The organism is Microcystis sp. M109S1 (assembly GCF_020247025.1).
In the GTDB taxonomy this organism is placed as follows: domain Bacteria; phylum Cyanobacteriota; class Cyanobacteriia; order Cyanobacteriales; family Microcystaceae; genus Microcystis.
In genome coordinates, this window is sequence record NZ_JADBRW010000420.1 from 1 (window position 1) to 21,945 (window position 21,945).

Genomic DNA, 21,945 nt, shown 5'->3' on the forward strand with positions numbered 1-21,945 from the left:
AGTTATTGTGACTAACGCTTTTGGTTAGAGAAAGATAAACTTGAGAATCTTCAGTCAAATTTATTGACTCAAAATCCGCTGTACTTAATTTAAATGAATCAACCCTACCCAAACCCCCCGCGCATTAGCTTAACTGTGAGATGCTTACACGCGATTGTTCATATTTTTGTACTAATTTAAGAGTCACTGATAATTGCTGATTGTCGGTATTGCTGCAAATGTGGGATGCACCCCCCGCTGATTGTCGGTATTGCTGCAAATGTGGGATGCACCCTCTCTGGGGTTAGTCAGAAAAATAGAGAGTCAAGGAGAACAGTTTACGATGGTTAAGTTCCTAAAATCAAGCACTGACGATGGCAATTAAGCAGCGAAATTTCCTGTCCAGAAACCCTTTCTAACATCTCGACGATATGATCGGGCTGTAGTAAAGTGCCATCATTGCGACAACTGCCCACATAGCACAAAACGGCTTCCTTGTCAACAGTTTTTAACTCTAATTCATATAATTGTTCTCGCAGATTAATTGTGACTTTTTTGCCGGATTTGGTGGTTTTTTCCCGTTCCATCACCGTTGCTTGCTTAATTGCCTCGATCCAATTTTGCCATTGTTGGCAGTCAATTCCCTCACTGTTAAAAGTGAGCAAATACTCAGCTTTTTCTAACAAACGGGTGGCAGCGGGGGCATTTAAGGGAATTTCTTCCACCTGATAAACTGGTAAATCTGCGGGTAATTGTGCGCTTAATTGCTGTTTAAACCTCTCTAAATCCATCACTTTTGTCAATTCAAAATCGACAATCTCACCGCTACTGGTTGCTCCCAAGGATAAGGCATTTGCGATCGAAATGCGCGGACCAGGGTGAAATCCACCGGTAAAGGAAATGGGAATAGCAGCGCGACGGACGACGCGATCAAATAAACGCACCAGATCCAAGTGGCTAACTAGGGCCATTTCGCCAATTTTGCCAAACCAAACCCGAATTCTTTGAGCGCGTTCTTGATTGGGTTGAAAATGTCCGGCAAAAGCGGGAATCGGAGGCGCTTCAATAACGATATTATGGCCAAAATCGAGGCTACAAACGCCACAATGGGAACAACCTTCAAAAGAACAATCGGGGACTGTTGCCGCGTCTAGGGCGCGTTTTAAGTCCTCCTGGAGCCATTTTTTATCGATACCGGTATCCAGATGATCCCAAGGCAAAGGACGCTCTAAAATATCTTTGTCTGCATCGGCAAAAATATGCCATTCTCCCTGTTCTATCTGACGATATTTCCAAGTTAAACCGGATTCTTCGATCGCCTGTGACCATGCTTGATAGGCTTTTTCTGTATTATCCCACCAAGCATCCATCCCGGCTCCCAATTGCCAAGCGCGCAGCACCACTTTACCTAAACTTCTGTCACCGCGACCGATAAAATCTTCCATAGCCGAGATGCGGACATCGGTATAATTGACTTTTACCCCTCTCATGCCTTGGAATTCCTGTCTTAATAACTCCTGTTTGCGGATAAATTCGGCCGTCGAGACGGAATGCCACTGGAAGGGGGTATGGGGTTTAGGCGTAAAATTAGAGATAGTTAGGGTAAAATCGAGGGGTTTCCGCTTCGGTAAACGACATTCCCGACGCAACCAACGCAGGGTTTCCGCGATACCAATCACATCGACATCGGTTTCTCCTGGCAACCCAATCATAAAATAGAGTTTAACCTTATCCCAACCCTGTTCGACGGCAGTTTTTATCCCTCTGAGTAATTCTTCGTTGGTTAACCCTTTGTTAATCACATCGCGCATTCGTTGGGTTCCCGCTTCCGGTGCAAAGGTTAAACCTGATTGACGATTGCCCCCAATTATGTTAGCAATATTTTCGTCAAAGCGATCGACTCTTTGACTGGGTAACGATAGAGAGATATTCTCATTCTGGAGACGGTTTTTAATCTCCATACCCACAGCAGGTAACGCTAGATAATCGGAGCAACTGAGAGATAATAAGGAAAATTCGTTATATCCCGTCGCTCGCATTCCTTTTTCAATCGATTCGATTACTGCTTCCGGTTGCACATCCCGCGCAGGACGGGTTAACATCCCCGGTTGACAGAAACGACATCCCCTAGTGCAACCGCGACGAATTTCCACCACCAGGCGATCGTGAACCGTTTCCACGAAGGGAACTAAACCGATAGAATAGGCTGGGATAGGAGTGGCTACCCGGCGTAAAATTCTTTTCGGTACATCGTCACGATTGGGGATAACTGCACCCACTGGGGTGACATGGTAGAAACGCGGGACATATACCCCCGGAATTTGGGCTAAATCTAGTAATAGTTCTTCTTTGCTTAGATTAGCTAGTTTACCTTCTTCTAAAATTAAACCGATTTCTGGCAATAATTCTTCGCCATCACCAAGGGCGATAAAATCAAAAAAGTCGGCATAGGGTTCGGGGTTAGAGGTGGCAGTTTGTCCCCCAGCAAAAATTAGCGGATAGTTACCTGAGTCTCTTTCTCTCCAAGTTAAGGGAATTGCCGCTAAGTCGAGCATTTCTAAAATATTGGTAGCTCCTAGCTCGTAACTGAGACTAAAACCCAGAATATCAAAATCTGTGAGGAAGCGACGGGATTCTAGGGCAAATAAGGGGGTTTTTGTCTGTTTGAGTTTTTGGGCTAAATCCGCTGCGGGTAAATAAGTGCGATCGCAGAGTTGGCGGGGTTGTGCATTGAGGATATTGTAGAGGATAATATGGCCGAGGTTAGATGCCCCCACTTCGTACACTTCCGGATAGGTTAGCACCCAACGAACCACAGCACTTGTCCATTCTTTATGTTTAGCACCTAACTCGTTGCCCAAATAACGCGCTGGTCGAAAAATGTCGGGGGTGAGTAGTTGGTCTAAAGCAATAGTCACGGCAATCTACCTCAGATATCGTCAGCAATGGGTGCTTTTCTACTATAGCAGCCAGAATCGAGTCAGTTATCAGTTATCAGTTATCAGTTTTCAGTTCACTGATTACTGTTTACTGTTTACTGTTTACTGTTCACTGAAAATACACCCCACTTCCCCGTCTCCCTAAAATTCCAGAGGTTATAAGATAATTAAGCGACATTAATCTTGATTTCATGAAAGAACCGTTAATTGAATTGAGAGGAGTATCGAAAAGATTCGGGGATAATGTTATTCTCGACGGTTTAGATTTAACCATTTATCGAGGGGAGGCCCTGGTAATTATCGGGCCATCGGGAACGGGAAAATCAACGGTTTTACGGTTAATTGCGGGATTAACGGGGATAAATGCCGGAGAAATTTATATTAAAGGCCAATTGCGTCAGGGATTGCTAGAAGATGGTCGGGAAGCGATGCGAACTTCCTTAGTTTTTCAGCAAACGGCCCTGTTTGATTCTCTCACCGTCGGGGAAAATGTCGGTTTTTATCTTTATGAACAAACTAATTTAAAAAAAGCCATAATTAGGGAATTAGTGGAAAAAAGCCTGGAAATGGTCGGTTTACAGGGAATTAGTGACCTTTATCCCTCGGAACTATCGGGGGGAATGCGTAAACGGGTGGCTTTTGCCCGCGCTATTATCACTAATCCCGATAATCAGGCCGATAATCCCGAATTACTGCTGTATGATGAACCTACCGCTGGATTAGACCCGATAGCTTCCACAATTATCGAGGATCTAGTGCGGACTCTCCATGAAAAATCAGGGTCTGCGAACACTTATGTGATGGTTTCTCACCAACAAAGTACCATCCGACGCACCGCCGATCGAGTAGTATTTCTCTATCAGGGAAAAGTGCAATGGCAGGGATTAGTGGCAGATATCGATCGTACCGATCATCCCATGATCCGGCAATTTTTTAGCGCCAGCATTGAAGGCCCGATTAGGACAATCGTTTAAGCTAGATTAAGCTAAATTAAGAACTATCGAGAATGAGAGAAAAATCATGCAGAGTTCGCGAGCTTTACGGGAAGGAAGACTAGGTTTGTTTGCCCTAGGCGGATTATTGGTCTTTGGGGCGCTCGCTATCTGGGTTCGCGGGGGGGGATTTGGTCAAAGAACCTATCAATTAATCTTCGAGTTTGCCGACGTGGAAGGGTTACAAGTCGGGGCGCCGGTACGTTTTCGCGGGGTGAGAGTGGGAAGAATTACGAGTTTTATCCCAGGGAGTAATCAAGTGGAGGTTATTGCCGAGATAGCTTCTGCTAATTTAGTTATGCCTAGGAAGGTAACTGTTACTACCAATCTTTCCGGATTAATTGGGGAGGCAGCCATCGATATCACTCCCTTAGTTTCTTTAAGTGCTGAGGCCAAAAATCTCGACCCTCTGAGTCCCGACTGTGATCAACAGTTAATTCTCTGTAATAATACTCGTTTACAGGGGACAACAGGAACACAATTAATGTCTAGTGTTGGTCGTTTAGTGGATACTTTTACCAGTCCTGAATTTGTGGGTAATCTCAATGATGTCACCAAAAATACCGCTATAGCAGCTCAAAAAATCGCCCGTTTATCCGATGATACCTCCCAGACTATCCGTAATGCCCAAAGAGAAATCTCTCGTCTATCTTTGGAATTAGCTACCACCAGTCGCTCGGTCACTAATACGGCTAATAATGCCTCCCGTTTTGTCAATACTTTAGATAATACCGTTCAGGAAAATCGCAGTCAAATCAGCAGGACTTTTCAACAATCTTCCCAATTAGTCGCTAATCTCAATGCTGTTCTCAGCGAAAATCGGGGACAAATTGTTAATACTCTCGATAATATTAATCAAGCTAGTTTAGGTATTGGTAGTCTCGCTAATAATCTCAATAATACCGCCCTGAGGTTGAATGCAGGTTTAGATGAAATTGATACTAAACAAGTCATGGAAAATATCGAGACTATTTTGAATAATGCGGTGGAAACATCGAATAATTTACGAGAAATTACTAAAACTATTAACGATCCTGCTACAATTGTCGTACTGCAAAAAACTCTCGAATCCGCTAGGGTGACTTTTGAAAATACTCAAAAAATCACCTCCGATATCGATGAGTTAATTGGTGATCCCCAATTTCGCGAGAATTTAAGACGTTTAATTGATGGCTTAAGTAATCTGCTTTCTTCTGGGGAAGAATTAGAATATAATTTGCGTATCGCTCAAACTTTGGATACCATGACTCAAGAGTTAGCTAAACAAAAAGTTTTGACCATCTCTCGACCTTTAAATCCTAAGCAAATGCAACTCTATCACCAATTTATCGTTCAACAACCTCAAACGAGTGAAAAATGACAAAACAGCACAATTCAAGCGATTTTCAGTAAACAGTAAACAGTAATCAGTGAACTGAAAACTCACATCTGATAACTAATAACTGATAACTGATAACTCACATCTGATAACTAATAACTGATAACTGATAACTGATAATAATATGTTGAAATCAATTTGTATTACTCTTGGAACTCGTCCCGAAGCGATTAAATTAGCTCCCGTTATTCGTACTTTTCAAGAATCGGAACAGTTTCAAACCCATGTAATTCTGACGGGACAGCATAAAGAAATGGTAGCGCAGGTGATGGAATTATTTGCTTTAAAAGCAGATGAAAATCTGGATATTATGCAAACCCATCAAACTTTAACTGATATTACTTGCCGCAGTTTACGGGGTTTAGAAACGGTTTTTGAGCGTATAAAACCAGATTTAATTATTGTGCAAGGTGATACTACCACGGCTTTTGCTGCTGCTTTAGCGGCTTTTTATCAACAAATTCCTATCGCCCATGTGGAGGCAGGATTAAGAACTAATGATATCTATAATCCCTATCCCGAAGAAGCTAATCGTCGCCTAATTTCTCAACTGACTACCCTGCATTTTGCTCCCACTACTTTAGCCGTGGAAAATTTACAAAAATCCGGGGTGACAGGAAATATTCACCACACCGGCAATACGGTTATTGATGCTTTATTAACCGTAGCCAAAACCGCCCCAGAATGTCAAATTGCGGGCTTAAATTGGTCAGATTATCGGGTTTTATTAGCCACGGTTCACCGCCGGGAAAATTGGGGCGAACCCCTACAGGATATTATCAAAGGATTTACTTTGTTGTTAGAAAAATATGCCGATACAGCCCTATTATTACCCCTCCATCGCAATCCCACCGTCCGAGAACCAATTCAGTCCGCTTTGGGCAATCATCCCAGGGTATTTTTAACTGAACCTCTCGATTATGCCGAGTTAGTGGGGGCGATTCAACGCTGTTATTTATTATTAACTGATTCCGGCGGCATTCAAGAAGAAGCCCCTAGTTTAGGAAAACCGGTTTTAGTATTGCGAGAAACCACGGAAAGACCAGAAGCAGTACAAGCGGGAACAGCGAAATTAATTGGGACAAATCCAGAGCAAATTTTAGCAGAAGCGGGAGAATTATTAGGGGATAAAATCGCCTATGCTCGTATGGCTAATGCAATTAATCCTTTTGGAGATGGACAAGCATCCCAAAGAATCCTCCAAATCGTCCAAGATTTTTTGGCTTAATCTATGACTACTTGGTTGGGTATCGACCCCGGATTAGCGATTGTCGGTTGGGCTATTCTCCGGGATAATAGTGAGTTAATGCCGATTTTAGTCGATTACGGCACGATCGAAACTTCTAAAAATCTCTCTACTGCCCAGCGTTTGATCGAAATTGAACGGGATTTAAAGGAGTTAATCGCAGAATATAAACCGGGAGAAATTGCCGTGGAAATGCCCTTTTTTAACCGGCAAATCAAGGCAGCCGGTGGAGTCCTGCAAGCCTTAGGAATTATCAATCTAGTTAGCTGTCGCGATGGGGGAATTGAACCGATTTTCCTCCATCAAGCTAGTTGGAAATGTCATCTCGGCCATGGTAAGGCCACTAAAGCTGAGGTGGCCGAACAAATTAAGTATTTATTCGGATTGACAAAAATGCCCATTAATGATGCTGTAGATGCTATAGCGATCGCCTATGCCGCTTTCAGTGGCGTTCGCAATCAAATTTCTTGAAGTAATTTGACGAAATTGGCCCAAAAATTTAGCTGACAACTAAAAGCCATTTTTAAGCTTGGACTGTCTTAGTTCGATGGGACGGTTGAAGATAATAAGGCCTTCAAATATCTTTGATTAGCGTTGGGTTTCCTTCCCCAACCCAACCTACCATATCAGCGATCACACCAAAGGGTTTAAGTGTGGACATTGTGATAATTGTCATCGTCAATGCTAACAAAAATATGGTATAGTTCTTAAATGAGTATAAGTTTAAAATAATGAAAATAAAAGTTTCCGAAAAAAAGCGATCATCAAACGGAGTTAACCCTCAGTTAAAAGATATTGCCTATTCTATGGACGCACTGATTCCAGGCTTTTATATTTGGTTGGGTTCTTTTTGTTGGCGATTGGGGGGTAGTGATGCAGAAGAAAGTTATCCAGGAACAATACATAGTTTTGCTGGTATCAGCTTAGTTTTACCTGGTTATCAAATTTTTACAACCTATAAAGGGAGTTATGACCCTCGATAAGCATCAAATTGATGGTCTTTCTCCCATTTCATCTAAAACAATGCCAGCAGAAGTTTTTGAACAATTGATGTTCAATGCCGGTTATACCGTTGTTGGGTCTGCTCCAGCCAAGGGAAATAGAATTAAAGTTTGGTGGAATCATTCTAGTTTTCGTCGTGTTGAAGCAATTTATAGTGACGATAGAAGTCTGGTTATTACGGCTTATCATCCATGAATCATGAGCTTTCTGTGACGAAAATATATTTATTGTTTACCCACAACGGGCCCAACCTACAAGATCAGCGATCGCACTGTAGGTTAAGGGGTTATTATCGGCATCGGTGGCGGTAATTGTGCCTACAGGAGTATTGATGGTGCAAGTTAATGTTGTCTGGCTCAGTGTCTGAACTATAATGGGGAATGACTAGAGTTTTCTCCCTCAAAAAGTATATGGCAAGAAGAACTAATCATCTCATGACTGGTCACTTAAAGACAAAAATGACGATTATAGGTGTTTTTGTCGCTATTTTCTGGATTGTAGAAATTTTAAACCAATTTGTTTTTGATCATCAATTAAATCAATATGGCATTATTCCTCGTTCTTGGCCTTTTGGGTTAAGAGGGATTTTATTCGCCCCGTTTTTACATGGTGGTTTCAAAGATCTTATTGTCGGTACTATAGGGTTTGTTATTTGTAGCTGGTTGGTGATGCGATTAAAAATACGTGATTTTTGGATTGTTACTATCATCACTATGATTGTTGGAGGATTGGGGATTTGGATCTTCGCCCCGACTAACACTCCTCAGATTGGGTTGAGTAGCCTGATTTTTGGCTATCTAGGATTTTTAGCGTTAGGAGGTCAGAGTAATTTTGATCCAAATTATGATAAGGATGGCTTTCTGGTCAATTTTTTATATGTTTACCTTTCAATTTTTTTAGTTTTTGTTTTTATATATGGGCAACAAATTTCTCACTTGCTATCTGGATTTTTAACTGGCACTTTAGCGGCTGAGTTCATTGCTCAAGAAAAAGGAAGAGCCATGAGAAGTGTGTTTTTTCGTCTATTTTTCTTTATTTTTATCACTTTTTGGTTTGTAAATTGGCTATTGACTGGTGATAATTTCATCAATTTCATATTGGGAGTCATTGGTTTTATCGCTTGTGCAATAGCTGGAGGATCTTCAAGCACATCAGGGGAGCAGAAAGATACAATTCCTCAAGCGGGTCACGCAGAGGCGCGTCATCGTGATCGTGTAGAAGCAGAAGAACGATATCGCCAGTGGAAAGAACAAGAACAGCGCGATTGGGAAGAACAACAACGGCAAAATAATGAAGATCGTTGATGGCGGTAATTATATCATGCTTAAGTCAAACAGATTCAAGGTAAAGGAAGATAATCAATTCGGTCTTGATACTCATTATCAAATGAAGCTTCAGCCGCCATAATTAACTCATCTATATTTTCCCCAATACTCAAATTAGGATTCAGAATAAAAATACCAGGAATATGACGATGATTTTGTAGATGATCTGCTAAATGTACGGGCATAGAAGTCCGATTATTTGTTACCAGAATAAAATTATTTTCTTCACACCAGCAGAGAATTTCAGGATCTAATGTTCCTTTATCTGGTGTAACAGGTTCTCCAATCACTCTAATAACTAAATCAGGCTTGAGTCTTCTTAGTTGAGTCGCATAGAGAGGATCAACATTTTCATCTAAGAGATATTTCAGACTCATTTGCTTGTTTGATTGCTTTTCTTTGTTGCCTTAACTTTCTCAATTTTTCTGCAACAGGAGGAGGATTTTGTTCTTGTATTTCTCTCATTCTTTCTCCATGTTCGATCCATTCGGTTAAGTAATTGGTTATTTTTTCTTGCTCATGCAAATAGTACAGAATTGTTGCATAAACTTGTTCTAAGCTCAAAGATGAGTAAGTTTTAGCAATTTCTTCAGGTGTTTTGGCATGATAAATATAGTCATAGAGAATGGTTTCAATACCAATTCTTGTTCCTTTTAACCGAATGTCATTAGGGGCTAGAAAGTTAAAATAGTCTTCGAGTTGCATCATAAAATTTACCGAAGCTGTACTGAATCTAAAAAATAAGCTTGCCTAATTTCTTGTACACCATGCTGTACTGGTACTTCCATCTGGTGCAGTGTAATCTTGGTAATTACCATCACTACATTTTGCACCCGTAAAATTAGTATCTGTAACATCTGCACCTGTAAAATTAGCCCTTCTTATATTAGCATTCATCAAACTTGCTCCTCTTAAATTAGCATCCATTAATTGTGCAAAACTAAGATCGGCACTGTTAAGTCTTGCATTAGATAAATTTGCTCCTATTAACTTAGTCTCGCTTACATAACCTCCGAAAGAAGCTCCAGTCAAAATTGCATTACTTAAATTTGCTTTTGTCAAATCAGAACGACTTAGATTAACACCACTCAAATCCGCACCTTGTAAATTCGCTTGTCTTAAATTTAAACCACTTAAATCAGCCCCACTGAGATCACATCCTGGACATTGTTTGGTTTGCTTAAATTTCTTGACGTGATCGGGATTTTCAGCACGGCTAGGATTAGCTAAACTAACACAAGATAGGATAAAAATTGAAAAAAGAGTAGTTAATTTCATAACTGTTCCACCTCAATCAACTTGAAAACGGGATAACCAACGGACTATCGTAACACAGAATTTTCCTAAAATATTCAAGATAATAGCAAAATTTTATGATTCCCTGCTACCATCCAAATCTCATTCCCTGCTTGAGCCGCTGCACTAGAGCGCGACAGCTTGACTTGAAAGAAGCTGACCGATGGGGTGACGGCCACCCACAACCACCAGGCTCTCTTGGACTGGGGATGAGAGCCCATCGGCATTTCCTTGTCCGAATCCCGTCTCGTCGGCTCCCACTATCGGCGCGGCTTGGATGTAGGCTTCGGCTTCCGCCACAGAGGGCTGATAGTGCCTCACTTCCTTCCTTTCTCAGACGATTGACTGTCCCCAGAGACATCTTCACCCCAAATAAGTCGGACATCGTACAAACCACCATCCGATGGGAATGACGGTACATTCCACTCAAGACTGAGACGATGGATACCGCTCTCTCGGAGTAGCCGCTCTCTTCTACGTCTTTGGGGAGGAGGGATCGGGTTTTTTCGCCGCAGTAACGCACCAAATCCCCAAAATGGCTACCAGATATTATAAGGCGATCGCCGCTTTGATTGACACAAGCAAAAACTTCAACAGATATAATGGGGCTTGACAGGTGGTATCAGTTATCAAAGCACGGCTCAAGCGATTGAAGGTTGAGTTGGCGTTAAAAAAAGTAACCTTTGGTTGTGTTGGGTTTTGTGCCTTAATCAAACCTACACGCTGTTGTTCTTTATTTTTTAAGTTGAAATTCACAATAATAAACAGTGCCACATTTCCCTAAAGTATTACCCTTTATATCTATGACTACAATCGGAAAAGGTTTCTTTGATGCTAAATGTTGCTGAGTTTTGCGATAGTGAAGAATTTGCAGTCCCTTACTACGAGGTTCTACTACAAAAATATATTTATTGTTTGTCCATTTAATTTGTTTGAGTTTATACTTAAACAATCTGACTTGAGTTTGTGGATTAGGTCTTCCTATTGAATTGGTTTCAGCGAATTTATCGGAGCATTTGTATATTCCATCCACAGACCAAACCCCTGAAAATAAGATTAAATCTCCTCCTCCGCTGGCTCCATAATATTCTGAAAAAGTTAATATATCACTTTTCCAACGTCCATCATTAAGTATTTCTGCATCGGTTGTATTAGTACCAATTCTATGACTATTTCTTCTTATTAGGTTAATTTGTTCTCTTGCACTTGGTCTGACAAAAGTATCTGAATTAAAGCAAACTTCAAAAGGAACATTTTTTACTGATTGTGCTTTAACCAAAGGAAAGGAACCAGCAAAAAGCGTTGACAATCCTAATAAGGAAGCACTTAAAAGATTTTGGGAGTTAAATAGTTTCATGGCTTTGTCCTCTGAGAAAACTTAATTAAAATCAAACGTTTTTGTTAACTGTTGGTTGTGTTGGGTTTCGCACATTAAGCCAACCTACACCCTGTTTCAGCTAAAATAGTACATTATGATTGTCATTGCGAGCGATAGCGAAGCAATCTAATCGCGAGATTTTCTCTTGCCTCATTTTAGCTGAAACAGTCCAGTATCCTGAATCTAGCTTGAGCTTTTTATCAGGTATCATGGAGTTAATCTTGTAGGAGCATTCGATATGACTCTGGCATCAGGTGGGCAAGCAACAATCATTCGTACAGAGCGTGGATTGACCATTTCAGGTACACGCATCACTCTTTATGACGTAATGGACTATCGGAAGGCTCATTACCCATCCAAGCTGATCCGTGAAAAACTCGGTCTTAATGATGAGCAGATTCGTTTAGCCCTAGAATATATTGATACCCATCGCGCTGAGGTTGAAGCAGAATACCAAGAATGCCTGCAAACAGCTGCGGAGATTCGGCAATATTGGGAAGAGCGAAATCGTGAACGATTTGCCAAGATCGCAGCGATGCCCCCAAAGCCAGGTCAGGAAGCCCTGCGTGCCAAACTTCAAGCCTGGAAAGCCCGGATTGAAGCCGAATGATGAATTTCTTAATTGATTACAACTTAACAGGTGATGCTGTTTTGTTCTGGGGAACTCTTTCGGCTGAAGGATGGCTTGACCTATTAACCATCCGCTTCTTCACCTTTCAGGAAGTTGGGTTGCCGATGGATAGTAGCGATCGCGTCGTTTGGCAATTTGCCCAAACCAACCAGATGATTTTGATTACAGCGAATCGGAATATGAAGGGAGACGATTCTCTAGAACAGACAATACGGGAAGAGAATACGCCAACTTCCTTACCAATTTTGACAATTGGGAATCCTGATCGATTTGATGAGGGCCGCTATCGGCAAAACTGTGCCACTCGTCTGATTGAGATTTTGTTTGATCTCGACAACTACATGGGAGTCGGTCGAATTTTTATTCCCTAAAGATCGCCATCTTCTAGTGGACTGTTTCAGCTAAAATAGTACATTATGATTGTCATTACGAGCGATAGCGAAGCAATCTAAGCGCGAGATTTTCTATTGCCTTATTTAGTAGGAACAATCCAGTAGTTAGGTTGACGTAAAAAAAGTAACCATTGGTTGTGTTGGGTTTCGTGCCTTAACCTAACCTACAAGAGCAGCGATCGCACTCATCAAAATTTAGGTTAATTTTTAAGTAATTTCGAGAATATTTCCTGGAGATTAAAATGACAACAAACAAATCTGATTTTGAACAAATCTTTGATGTTTTGAAAAGCTACCTAGAGAGTCTAAAGTTAAAATATCAAGTTAAAAGTTTAGGAGTTTTTGGTTCTTTTGTTAGGGGTGAAGCGACAGCTAATAGTGATCTAGATTTATTGGTAGAATTTAAAGGAGATGTAACTTTTGATAATTATATGGATTTAAAATTTTTACTTGAGGATTTATTTAAGCGCAAAATTGATTTAGTAATCAAGGAAGATATTAAACCCCAGATTCGAGAACGTATTTTAGAGGAAACGGTTTATGTCTCGTGATCTGAGGCTTTATTTAACTGATATTTTGAGTAGTATTCAAAAAATTCAAGATTATACAGCAGGGATGAACTATGATGATTTAATTGAGGATAATAAAACTTTTGATGCAGTCGTTCATAATTTGCAAATTATTGGCGAAGCAGCTAAGCAAATTCCTGATGAGATTAGGCGAAAATATCCTGAGACTGCATGGCGAAAAATTGGTGGTTTAAGGGATATTATTGCTCATGGTTACTTTATGGTTAATCCTAAGATTGTTTGGGATATCATCGCAACAAAAATTGAACCACTTTATAAGACTGTTGAATTGATTTTAGAGCGTGAAATTAAATAGGAGTATTCATTGTTTACCAAAGTGAATAGTAATGTCCATAATGCAAGTTATGTTGTTCAACACTCTATTTTGACTTAAATTACTCTAAAATGCTACCTTCTATTTGTTGGCTAGTTATCAAAGCTAGTAAGCTGAAAGTATAGAATATTTGAGTCAGGTTAAATTTGATTTTCATGGTTTTATCTTTTAAGATGATAAGGAAAAGTTACACTTCGTCATAATTTTATAGACATATTGATAATCCCCAAGGAAGAGGATTAGGTGCATTTTCTGGTTTAACACATTTATTCAATTTTGTCGTTCCATCAGACTGAATGTAGTAACTTTTAACCCAATCTGACCCATCCATTCCAAATGAAACTATCGCTGTATTACTACAATTGACAACAATTTTATCCGCAAAACTTTTCATTAAAGTTGTAGAGTTCATGATATTGTCAATAATGTATTGACTTCTGGAATCACTATTAGTACGAGTTTCACTGTAATAAGAACTCAAAACAATAGCTAATACATCAGTTTTATTTGTTGGATTTCCTGTTCTATCTTCATTGGCTACTCCTTTATAAATTTCAAACTTAACCCTTCTAACTCCCTTTGAACGAATTTCTTGAAGGATTTTATCAACAGTAGCTTGACAGCCTAGCTTTGGTTCTGATTGTGCTTTAACCAAAGGATAGGAATTAGCTAAAACCGTTGACAATCCTAATAAGGAAGCAATTAAGAGATTTTGGGAGTTAAGTAGTTTCATGGTTTTGTCCTCTGAGGAAACTTAATTAAAATGAAACATTTTTGTTTGCAGTTGAGTAGTTGAGTTGACGTTAAAAAAGTAACTGTTGGTTGTGTTGGGTTTCGTTCCTCAACTACAAGAGCTGCGATCGAACTTCGGCTAATCCAATCGAAGCTGATCATAAAGACGATAAGTCCCTTTGTTTTTGGGCAATTTCCAAAAGTACATCGTCAAGAGTTGGCTCTGGACTTGCCTTAACGCCCTCAATCTCATGTTTATGATGCGGAAAAGTTTTAATTTCGGTATGGTGAGGAGCATTATCATAACGAAAAATCATTACTTGATGCTCATCCATATAATGATAACGATATTTTATTTTGGCTTTTACATCAGTATTTTTTACTTCAATAAAATCTAGACGATGATTGTTTTCAAAAATAATTGAAACACTAATATAACCTTGATTCGTATTGTAAATTTTTTTTGTTAGCGAAACAAAGCGTATATTAGGAAAGGATTGAAGGATTGTTTCGATTTGCAAAAAATAGGCTTCAATCATCTTAACTTTTGAAGTTGAATTTCATTTTGTCCGAGCATTTCACACAATCCAGCCCAAATCATAAAATCTTCTTCATCCGCTAAGATACCTTGAGAAAATTCTTGATAAAATTTTTCAGATGTTATCTGATATTTCTGCTCAAAAACTCTTAAGTCTAATCTTAAATTTAAAATTGCTCTTTGCAATCTTACTATCTGATCATCAATAATACTTTGAGCAAAACTTTCTTCATCTTCTACAGAACTTAAAATTATTTTTAATCGCTGTTCGGTTTTGGGTTGAACAGATAGGTGAAAATCTAACATTAGTTTACCTCATCAGCTAAATTACCAGAATGGCGATCACATCCTTGATTTGCTCATTGGTTAAGTTGAAAAGACCACGAATGAATTTGGCGGATATTGGGCGGCTACATATTCCATAATATCATAAGTAGTTTCATGGTTTTGTCCTCTGAGAAAACTTAATTAAAATGAAACATTTTTGTTGGCAGTTGAGTAGTTAGGTTGACGTTAAAAAAGTAATCGTCGGTTATGTTAGGTTTCGTGCCTTAACCCAACCTACAAGATCAGCGATCGCACTCTGTTAATATATCTAAAATATCAGCGATCGCATTATCATTATAAAATAGGCGATCACATTTATTCTGTTAAACATTCTAAGAAAGAATTAACACCTAACAATTTGATGCTATATAGTTGCATTGCTCTTCTTAATTCTTCATCAGCCCGTAAATCATCATCTCCAGATACAATAATATTTGCTTCTCCATCAATAGCTGTAGATAAAATAGGTAAGTCTTTAGGATCTCGGCAATGAGGAGGAATCGTTTTGGTTTCAACCCAGATTGAGCGACTTCTTAACTGTTTTTCTAGTCGTAAAGCTTGATTGATGTCAATATATTTTTTGAGTCTAGGTCGATTCCAAACTTCATGAAATTCATCGAAAAGAACTTGACTGATAATTAGTTGAAAGTTTTTCTCATTAAATGCTTCTAGTATGGGTAGTGTAACTCGTCCTTTTAGCAAAATACGAATCCAAATATTCGTATCAATAACTACTCGTAATGTCATGTTTATTTAATTTTTGCTTGACGTACAGCTTGAATTTCTTGCATAATATCATTATCGGTAACTTCATCTACTGGATCTTGATTATAGAGTTCTGTAATTAAAGCTTTTAAATCTGACTGTAGCTCTACTTCAATTAAAGCTTTGGCTATTTTTGTACGCTCACTGGGCTGTAATTGTTGAATGACAGAAATGAGTTGTTCTAGGGTTATAGGTATTGTTATCATAGATTTCATGTCTCTTAGTTGAATAAAAACAGTCTGTAATCTCATTATATCAAGTATGATGAGGATCTTGGTTATGCGAAACTAGACGTTAAGTTCAATAGGCGGTAATTGTTGGGTTTCGTACCTTAACTAAAGCTACGCGCCTAGACTTATTATATGCTAAAACTTACTGAATACCGCTATATTTTCATAGGCAGGGTGAAACCCCCCAAGGTAATAGTCCGTGTGTCCCAGCAGGAACACACTTATTTAATTTTGTCGTTCCATCAGATTGAATGTAGTAATCTTCACCCCAATCTGATTGATCATTACCAAAACCAACTATCGCTGTATTGCTACAATTAGCGACAATTCTATCTGCCCAACTTTTCAATAAACTTTTAGAACCCATGATATTATCAATAATGGATTGACTTCGAGAATCAAAAGTAGGTTTTTTAGTAAAATCCCAAGCACTTAAAATTATTTCTAACTCGTCTGTTCTGTTAGTTGGATTACCCGTGTTATTTTCATTAGCTCTTCCCTTATAAAGCTTAAACCAAGTTCTTCTAACTCCCTTTGAGCTAATTTCTTCAAGGACTTTATTGACAGTAGCTTGACAGCCTAGCTTTGGTTCTGATTGTGCTTTAACCAAAGGATAAAAACCAGCAAAAAGCGTTGACAATCCTAATAAGGAAGCAATTAACAGATTTTGGGAGTTAAGTGGTTTCATGGTTTTGTCCTCTGAGGAAACTTACTTAAAATGAAACATTTTTGTTGACAGTTGAATTGACGTTAAAAAAAGTAACCGTTGGTTGTGTTGGGTTTCGTTCCTCAACCCACGCTACATAGCTTGAAATCTACTTGATTATTTTGTGTTTTCCGATGTGAGGCAATGCGGTATGGTACCATATCCCCAAGGAATGGGTTCCGAGGTATTGTCTAGTTGAGAGCATTTTTCTTTTATAGTTGTACCATCTTGTTGAATATAATAATTTATACTTATATCTGATTGCGATATCCCAAAACTTACTATAGCTGTATTGCTACAGTTTTTAACGATTTGGTTAGCCCAATTATTTAAAAGCTTTGGTGATGCGAAAATATTACCGATGGCAATTCCATTACTTGTAGTAGCACCTACATCATCGATTAGAACAACATCTAATACATCAGTTCTGGTTGTTGGATTTCCTGTCCTATAACTATTAGCCGTTCCCTTAGAAACACTAAATTCAACTCTTCTAACCCCTTTAGAACGAATTTCTTGAAGAATTTTATCAACAGTAGCTTGACAGCCTGGCTTTGGTTCTGATTGTGCTTTAACCAAAGGATAGGAACCAGCAAAAAGCGTTAACAATCCTAATAAGGAACATAAGGAAGCACTTAAAAGATTTTGGGAGTTAAATAGTTTCATGGCTTTGTCCTCTGAGAAAACTTAATTAAAATCAAACGTTTTTGTTAGCAGTTGAGTATTTGAGTTGACGTTTAAGTGCTTTCATTATCTCGAATTACTTTTTGAGTTGACAAGTAGATTGACACTTGCCTAAAAAGCGACCTTTTGTATCTATAACTTCAATGGGATTAGCTAAATCTTGGCCAGCTTGGCGGAAGTGGAGAATTTGCAATCCGGTTTTACGAGGCTCCACGACGAAAATATATTTATTGTTTACCCATCTGATTTGTCTTAATTTATACTTAATTAATCTAACTTCGTTGTGTGAGTTTGGTTTGCCATACCCATTTGTTTCGGCGAATCTATCCCAGCATCTGCCTATACCTAAACCTGCATTTTTATCGCGCCTTCTTATATACTCAATTCCCGAAAAGATTTCCATGTCCTTTCCTCCACTAAGACCATAATAAGAACTAAAAAAAAGAATATCTGCGCTCCAATAATCATTATAATTATCAAATAAATTAGAAATGTTACCCAAATAAGTGTTAACTCTATAGCTTAAGTATTCGTCTTGTTTGATGAATTTGGTATATTCTTCTCTACTTGGTCTAACAAAACTATCTGAGTTAAAGCAAACTTCAAAAGGAATATTTTTTACTGATTGTGCTTTAACCAAGGGATAAGAACCAGCAAAAAGCGCTGACAATCCTAATAAGGAAGCAATTAACAGATTTTGGGAGTTAGGTAGTTTCATGGTTTTGTCCTCTGAGAAAACTTAATTAAATTGAAACATTTTTGTTGACAGTTGAGTAGTTGAGTTGACGTTAAAAAAAGTAACCGTTAGTTGTGTTGGGTTTCGTTCCTCAACCCAACCTACAAGATCAGCGATCGCACTAAGATTACAAAATCACCTGAATTTTTTAAATTCTATAAGTTACACTCCAGACGTAAAATTATATGTTTTATTCCCCAACCCCCTTGAAATCCGGGTAGGTGTCCTACAGGGGTAGCAGGGGTAATATTTTCGTCAATCAGGTCTCTAGGTTCCCCAAATCCTCCTTTTATTGTTCGTCCGATACGAATGTGGAATTCTTTCATCACTGCTTGATTATATTTTTCTGTGCTACCAAGACTCTCATAAATTTTTCTCTGAACGTTGAAGCCAAACTTACCGTTACTGTAGTGTGACCAAAGTTGATTGATAATACGTAGATCCTCACAGGGAAATTGTGCCCAGACATTTAATGGAGAACTAGATCTCGGGATTGAAATGCCAGATACCGCACTAAACGTTAATCTTATTGTTTCAGTATTTGCGACTCTCCAATTTCCTGCTTTTAACAAATCTCTCAACTTCCTATAATTTATGCCTGTAGCTGATGAAATTAGCTTGGAAGGAACCGCAGGTTTTGGCTTTAGTGTTTCAGTGATTGCCGAGATTATTGGCGTAACATTTGCTGTCACCTTAACCTCTGACTGAACATAAGCAGAAACATTAGCAAAAGATCGATCGCCTGTCACCAACACATCAAACATACAGGATTCTAACATAGCAGAAGCAGTCACCCCTGCGGTACGACAAACCCTTTCCGCTTCCTGTTTCTGTTGCGTCGTAAAATCCGCTAAAGTCAACACCTTTTTCGGGAAATTCAAATTCGTAAAAGTTGCTGTAGTTTCCCCGACTTCATAAGCAAATAAAGACTCTGGCTGAGGAATACGCCAACTATTGCCATACTCCTTGTACAGTTGATCGTAATTAGGATTAATACCGACAACCTTTCCTTGGCGAGTTTTCATATCATCGTTTGGGTTATTATTGTAGTTGCCGAGGAGACCATACATCTTTGAGAGTCGAGATTTGGGGACTGTCACCTTAATCGTTAAGACCGAACTTCCTGACACTTCTACCCATTCCCCGGTGGGGGCGATGATTCTATATTCACCCCCATTTTTATCTACCCTTGCACCACCTTCAAGCACAATGGGAAAACTAGCTTCATTAACATTTCGAGCATTAATTTTGAGCTTTCCTTGATAAATTCCAATTCGTTCACCACCCGCTTTGATGGCTACTGCTGAGGGTAAAGAAGCATTATCTCCCACCCCCTTAAAACGACCTTGTACTTCAAAATCTCCTCGTTCAGATTTCGCCAGAATAAACTCGCCTACCGCTTGAAAACTATTGCGTAAGCCATCAAAGGTGACAATATGAGGGTCTCCATAAATAATGCCTGTATTTCCGTCCGGTTTACGGGGAATATCGGGGGTGGGTTCTGGTTTGGGTTCTTCTTGAGGCGGCGGACAATCTTTAATCTTATTAGCACCTTCAAAGTTTTTTGACCATTCCCAAGGATCTAACCAACGTTGTCCTAATCCTTCACTTCGGGAACCTATACCCACTAACTTGACATCTATAAATACAGGTCCTTGAGGTGCGCTGGGACAACCCATATCTATTGGCCATGTTAAATTACTACAATTTTTCGGATTCCCCCAAGTTCCAGGATAGAGCAACCATTCTTTTCCTTGTATTTCTTTAGTATTAATCCCCTTACCAACACGCGGTAAATATTCAACTTTACCTCTTAAGTTAATGTCATTTCCACCGCGATGATATTCAATTCCTGTACCGTGAGACGTAGAACCGATTTGATTGGGATTTTGTATTTTATAATTCGTTGAACCTCCATCTGGATAACTCGCATGACCTCCCAAACCCACATAGACCACCGGCTGATAGATTTGGGTTTTGGTGGGATTTTGTGCCACATTTGTGACATTATATATATCATCACCAAGCCTAAGTTTTAGATTCGACCATTCAACAACTTGACCTCCTTTCCATTCTTCTAGTTTTCCTTTAGTCAAGTCATCTAAAAATGGTATTTCACCAAGAACTTTTTTCAGAAAATCAAGAATATCCCTAGCAAAGCTGACGTGCTGTGCAAAGGCAATCCGACAGGGATAATATCTATTATCAACGTCCTTTCGTAAGAATAATGTAATGCCTTCCCAGTCTCCTTCATGATTATTGAATCCACCATGATCTTTCCAATTACTCTGGGAATAGTGAAAATAATAGTTAATGGCTAGTTCGCTAATTCTTTGCTTAGATTTTTGATCTTGCCATTCCTTTTCAACAACAGAAGCATAAATTTTAGCAAATTTAGTGTCCGTGATCTTTTTATTTTTAAATTCACTCAGATCCAAAAATCCTTGGGAATCGCCTTTTGGTAATAATTGGCTTTTCTTAGATTTAGATTTTTCCCAAGTCGTGCGATTGACATCTAGAGGGAATTGAGCTTCGTCTTTTGGTTCAAAGCTTAAAATGGGAGTAAAATAGTTAATCAATTGCGATTTGGATAATTCTTTTTTTGCTACATATTCTGTAAAGATATTACCTTGATTTTGGGGATTATAAGATTTTTCCTTGACCTTAATTAGATATTTTTGATTAACTTCTTGACTATCAGTAATAAAAAGAGTTTTTAGCTCGTTTGTCATATTAAATTGATAATCATAGCCAAAACCGTCAGTCCTCAAAGGAGTGGTTTTTATTGTTCCTAATGCCAATTTTACTTCTTCCACAACTGGCTCTACAGGAACAGAAAAATTCTCAATTCTTAACGTATAAACACCTGCTTCTAAATCCTGATCTTTATCCTCTTTTTTTAACCGCCATACTGTTAAGCCTGAATAAGCAGGTGCAATAGGAGTTTTAATTGTGTTTAAGACATTATTCGATGAATCTAAAACAATGACTTTAGTGTTCTTGTTAATTTTTGATACAGGAAAATTTAAGTAATAATCGCCTTTTTCCCTAATCTCTACCGTCCAATTAACTGTAATTTCCTTATCTACTCCTGCGGTTGCCCACCAGCGATCGATCCCTAATTTGGGTGTACCATCTGGTTGAATGGGGCTAAAATAATTATCAATTTTCTGCTCTGTTTGAGATTGCCCAATAGCCGGTTGTGGAGTTTGAGCCACGACAGAAGCGCTATATTTAGCATCAGGCAGACAGTAACTCAACAGAAAAACGCCACAGAGAGAGAGTGCCAGCAGCTTTCTCAAGAATTCCTCGCCAATAATTGCAAGAAATGCCCCTAAAGCCACCCAAAACCAACGCAACCGAGTTTTCACGCTTCGACCTCCTGACAATTTGGCTCTCCATGCCACCGAGAGATAGCTAGTTAACGGCTCATTGTATCACCAAAGCCCTCGAAGCAATCTTAAAGATCCCCTAGCCATAACAATTTTTTAACACTCCCCAGCCTAAAGTCTTGGGGATTCTTGGTTCACCGAGATTACTTGCTTAGACAGAATTTCTCCTGAGAAAGTAGAGGCATTCTCGACAAGTGCGCGCGGTTTTGGCCAACTGTACTTAGGGGCAAGTGTCATCGAAAATTTTGGGTCTGAAACCCCGTCGTTCTACGACGGCTTTACTGTTAAATACTAGCGCATTTACACGATATATGCTAGAATGTAAGACATGGAGAAAGCCTATTGGTTCCGATTTTACCCCACACCCGAACAAG

The 21,945-nt window shown here is 39.1% G+C and carries 25 protein-coding genes and 1 pseudogene; 12 read left to right on the top strand and 14 right to left on the bottom strand.

Features of this window, described 5'->3' with window-relative positions:
* Nucleotides 1–326: 326 nt before the first annotated feature.
* A complete protein-coding gene (locus IM322_RS20600) occupies nucleotides 327–2,897 on the bottom strand; it encodes a TIGR03960 family B12-binding radical SAM protein (RefSeq protein WP_287676316.1) in 2,571 nt (856 codons plus the stop codon).
* 212 nt (nucleotides 2,898–3,109) lie between these two features.
* Between IM322_RS20600 and IM322_RS20605 the strand changes: the two genes are divergently transcribed.
* From IM322_RS20605 to IM322_RS20635, 7 genes and pseudogenes are all read left to right on the top strand, one after another.
* Nucleotides 3,110–3,892 carry an ABC transporter ATP-binding protein gene (locus tag IM322_RS20605; protein ID WP_287078128.1) on the top strand — a complete coding sequence of 261 codons (783 nt, stop codon included), beginning with the start codon at nucleotides 3,110–3,112 and terminating at the stop codon, nucleotides 3,890–3,892.
* 46 nt (nucleotides 3,893–3,938) lie between these two features.
* The gene (locus IM322_RS20610) at nucleotides 3,939–5,270 is read left to right on the top strand and encodes an MlaD family protein (RefSeq protein WP_286825750.1); all 1,332 of its coding nucleotides are present in this window, start codon (nucleotides 3,939–3,941) and stop codon (nucleotides 5,268–5,270) included.
* A 142-nt stretch (nucleotides 5,271–5,412) separates the two neighbouring features.
* Complete coding sequence (wecB, locus tag IM322_RS20615) at nucleotides 5,413–6,516, top strand: non-hydrolyzing UDP-N-acetylglucosamine 2-epimerase (RefSeq protein WP_286825749.1); 1,104 nt, start codon at nucleotides 5,413–5,415, stop codon at nucleotides 6,514–6,516.
* A 3-nt stretch (nucleotides 6,517–6,519) separates the two neighbouring features.
* Nucleotides 6,520–7,005 carry a crossover junction endodeoxyribonuclease RuvC gene (locus IM322_RS20620; protein WP_016514371.1) on the top strand — a complete coding sequence of 162 codons (486 nt, stop codon included), beginning with the start codon at nucleotides 6,520–6,522 and terminating at the stop codon, nucleotides 7,003–7,005.
* A 260-nt stretch (nucleotides 7,006–7,265) separates the two neighbouring features.
* Complete coding sequence (locus IM322_RS20625) at nucleotides 7,266–7,517, top strand: hypothetical protein (protein ID WP_286825748.1); 252 nt, start codon at nucleotides 7,266–7,268, stop codon at nucleotides 7,515–7,517.
* A complete protein-coding gene (locus IM322_RS20630; RefSeq protein WP_287676317.1) occupies nucleotides 7,504–7,731 on the top strand; it encodes a hypothetical protein in 228 nt (75 codons plus the stop codon). Before IM322_RS20625 ends, IM322_RS20630 begins: the two co-directional genes overlap by 14 nt.
* Before the next feature lie 215 nt (nucleotides 7,732–7,946).
* Nucleotides 7,947–8,528, top strand: a pseudogene (locus tag IM322_RS20635) (rhomboid family intramembrane serine protease); the annotation flags it as partial.
* A gap of 347 nt (nucleotides 8,529–8,875) precedes the next feature.
* Here IM322_RS20635 and IM322_RS20640 read toward each other — a convergent pair.
* The 4 genes from IM322_RS20640 to IM322_RS20655 all read right to left on the bottom strand — a co-directional run bounded on the left by IM322_RS20640 (nucleotide 8,876) and on the right by IM322_RS20655 (nucleotide 11,514).
* Entirely contained in the window at nucleotides 8,876–9,238 is a 363-nt protein-coding gene (locus IM322_RS20640) for a DUF5615 family PIN-like protein (protein WP_287676318.1), read from the bottom strand.
* Complete coding sequence (locus IM322_RS20645) at nucleotides 9,213–9,566, bottom strand: DUF433 domain-containing protein (RefSeq protein WP_287676328.1); 354 nt, start codon at nucleotides 9,564–9,566, stop codon at nucleotides 9,213–9,215. Before IM322_RS20645 ends, IM322_RS20640 begins: the two co-directional genes overlap by 26 nt.
* 45 nt (nucleotides 9,567–9,611) lie before the next feature.
* Nucleotides 9,612–10,139, bottom strand: a complete 528-nt coding sequence (locus IM322_RS20650) for a pentapeptide repeat-containing protein (RefSeq protein ID WP_287676319.1) — start codon at nucleotides 10,137–10,139, stop codon at nucleotides 9,612–9,614.
* 751 nt (nucleotides 10,140–10,890) lie between these two features.
* On the bottom strand, nucleotides 10,891–11,514 hold the full coding sequence (locus IM322_RS20655) for a hypothetical protein (protein WP_287676320.1): 624 nt from the start codon (nucleotides 11,512–11,514) through the stop codon (nucleotides 10,891–10,893).
* A 259-nt stretch (nucleotides 11,515–11,773) separates the two neighbouring features.
* Here IM322_RS20655 and IM322_RS20660 point away from each other — a divergent pair, with 259 nt between their 5' ends.
* From IM322_RS20660 to IM322_RS20675, 4 genes are all read left to right on the top strand, one after another.
* On the top strand, nucleotides 11,774–12,145 hold the full coding sequence (locus IM322_RS20660; protein ID WP_286825745.1) for a DUF433 domain-containing protein: 372 nt from the start codon (nucleotides 11,774–11,776) through the stop codon (nucleotides 12,143–12,145).
* Nucleotides 12,145–12,537, top strand: coding sequence for a DUF5615 family PIN-like protein (locus IM322_RS20665; protein WP_287676329.1), 393 nt, complete (start codon nucleotides 12,145–12,147; stop codon nucleotides 12,535–12,537). The genes IM322_RS20660 and IM322_RS20665 overlap by 1 nt, the downstream gene beginning before the upstream one ends.
* 263 nt (nucleotides 12,538–12,800) lie before the next feature.
* On the top strand, nucleotides 12,801–13,109 hold the full coding sequence (locus IM322_RS20670; RefSeq protein ID WP_287078125.1) for a nucleotidyltransferase family protein: 309 nt from the start codon (nucleotides 12,801–12,803) through the stop codon (nucleotides 13,107–13,109).
* A complete protein-coding gene (locus IM322_RS20675; protein ID WP_287676321.1) occupies nucleotides 13,099–13,443 on the top strand; it encodes a HepT-like ribonuclease domain-containing protein in 345 nt (114 codons plus the stop codon). Before IM322_RS20670 ends, IM322_RS20675 begins: the two co-directional genes overlap by 11 nt.
* 223 nt (nucleotides 13,444–13,666) lie before the next feature.
* Here the strand turns inward: IM322_RS20675 and IM322_RS20680 are convergent, their stop codons facing one another.
* The 9 genes from IM322_RS20680 to IM322_RS20720 form a co-directional block, all read right to left on the bottom strand.
* Nucleotides 13,667–14,194 (bottom strand): hypothetical protein, encoded by a 528-nt coding sequence (locus IM322_RS20680; RefSeq protein WP_287676322.1) that lies wholly within the window; start codon nucleotides 14,192–14,194, stop codon nucleotides 13,667–13,669.
* Between the two features lie 157 nt (nucleotides 14,195–14,351).
* Nucleotides 14,352–14,732 (bottom strand): toxin-antitoxin system TumE family protein, encoded by a 381-nt coding sequence (locus tag IM322_RS20685; protein ID WP_158201406.1) that lies wholly within the window; start codon nucleotides 14,730–14,732, stop codon nucleotides 14,352–14,354.
* Nucleotides 14,729–15,037 (bottom strand): hypothetical protein, encoded by a 309-nt coding sequence (locus tag IM322_RS20690; RefSeq protein ID WP_287676323.1) that lies wholly within the window; start codon nucleotides 15,035–15,037, stop codon nucleotides 14,729–14,731. Before IM322_RS20690 ends, IM322_RS20685 begins: the two co-directional genes overlap by 4 nt.
* Nucleotides 15,038–15,373: 336 nt before the next feature.
* Nucleotides 15,374–15,805, bottom strand: a complete 432-nt coding sequence (locus tag IM322_RS20695; RefSeq protein ID WP_158201404.1) for a putative toxin-antitoxin system toxin component, PIN family — start codon at nucleotides 15,803–15,805, stop codon at nucleotides 15,374–15,376.
* A gap of 2 nt (nucleotides 15,806–15,807) precedes the next feature.
* A complete protein-coding gene (locus IM322_RS20700) occupies nucleotides 15,808–16,029 on the bottom strand; it encodes a hypothetical protein (protein ID WP_199273218.1) in 222 nt (73 codons plus the stop codon).
* Nucleotides 16,030–16,216: 187 nt separating this feature from the next.
* Nucleotides 16,217–16,741 carry a hypothetical protein gene (locus tag IM322_RS20705; RefSeq protein WP_287676324.1) on the bottom strand — a complete coding sequence of 175 codons (525 nt, stop codon included), beginning with the start codon at nucleotides 16,739–16,741 and terminating at the stop codon, nucleotides 16,217–16,219.
* 135 nt (nucleotides 16,742–16,876) lie between these two features.
* The gene (locus IM322_RS20710) at nucleotides 16,877–17,425 is read right to left on the bottom strand and encodes a hypothetical protein (protein ID WP_287676325.1); all 549 of its coding nucleotides are present in this window, start codon (nucleotides 17,423–17,425) and stop codon (nucleotides 16,877–16,879) included.
* 94 nt (nucleotides 17,426–17,519) lie between these two features.
* The gene (locus IM322_RS20715) at nucleotides 17,520–18,161 is read right to left on the bottom strand and encodes a hypothetical protein (protein WP_287676326.1); all 642 of its coding nucleotides are present in this window, start codon (nucleotides 18,159–18,161) and stop codon (nucleotides 17,520–17,522) included.
* A gap of 173 nt (nucleotides 18,162–18,334) precedes the next feature.
* Nucleotides 18,335–21,550 (bottom strand): GUN4 domain-containing protein, encoded by a 3,216-nt coding sequence (locus tag IM322_RS20720; protein ID WP_287676327.1) that lies wholly within the window; start codon nucleotides 21,548–21,550, stop codon nucleotides 18,335–18,337.
* Nucleotides 21,551–21,899: 349 nt separating this feature from the next.
* On the opposite strand from IM322_RS20720, the gene IM322_RS23570 reads away from it, so the two are divergent.
* Nucleotides 21,900–21,945, top strand: a 46-nt coding sequence (locus IM322_RS23570; protein ID WP_353737480.1) for a helix-turn-helix domain-containing protein, incomplete at its 3' end; no start/stop codon positions are given.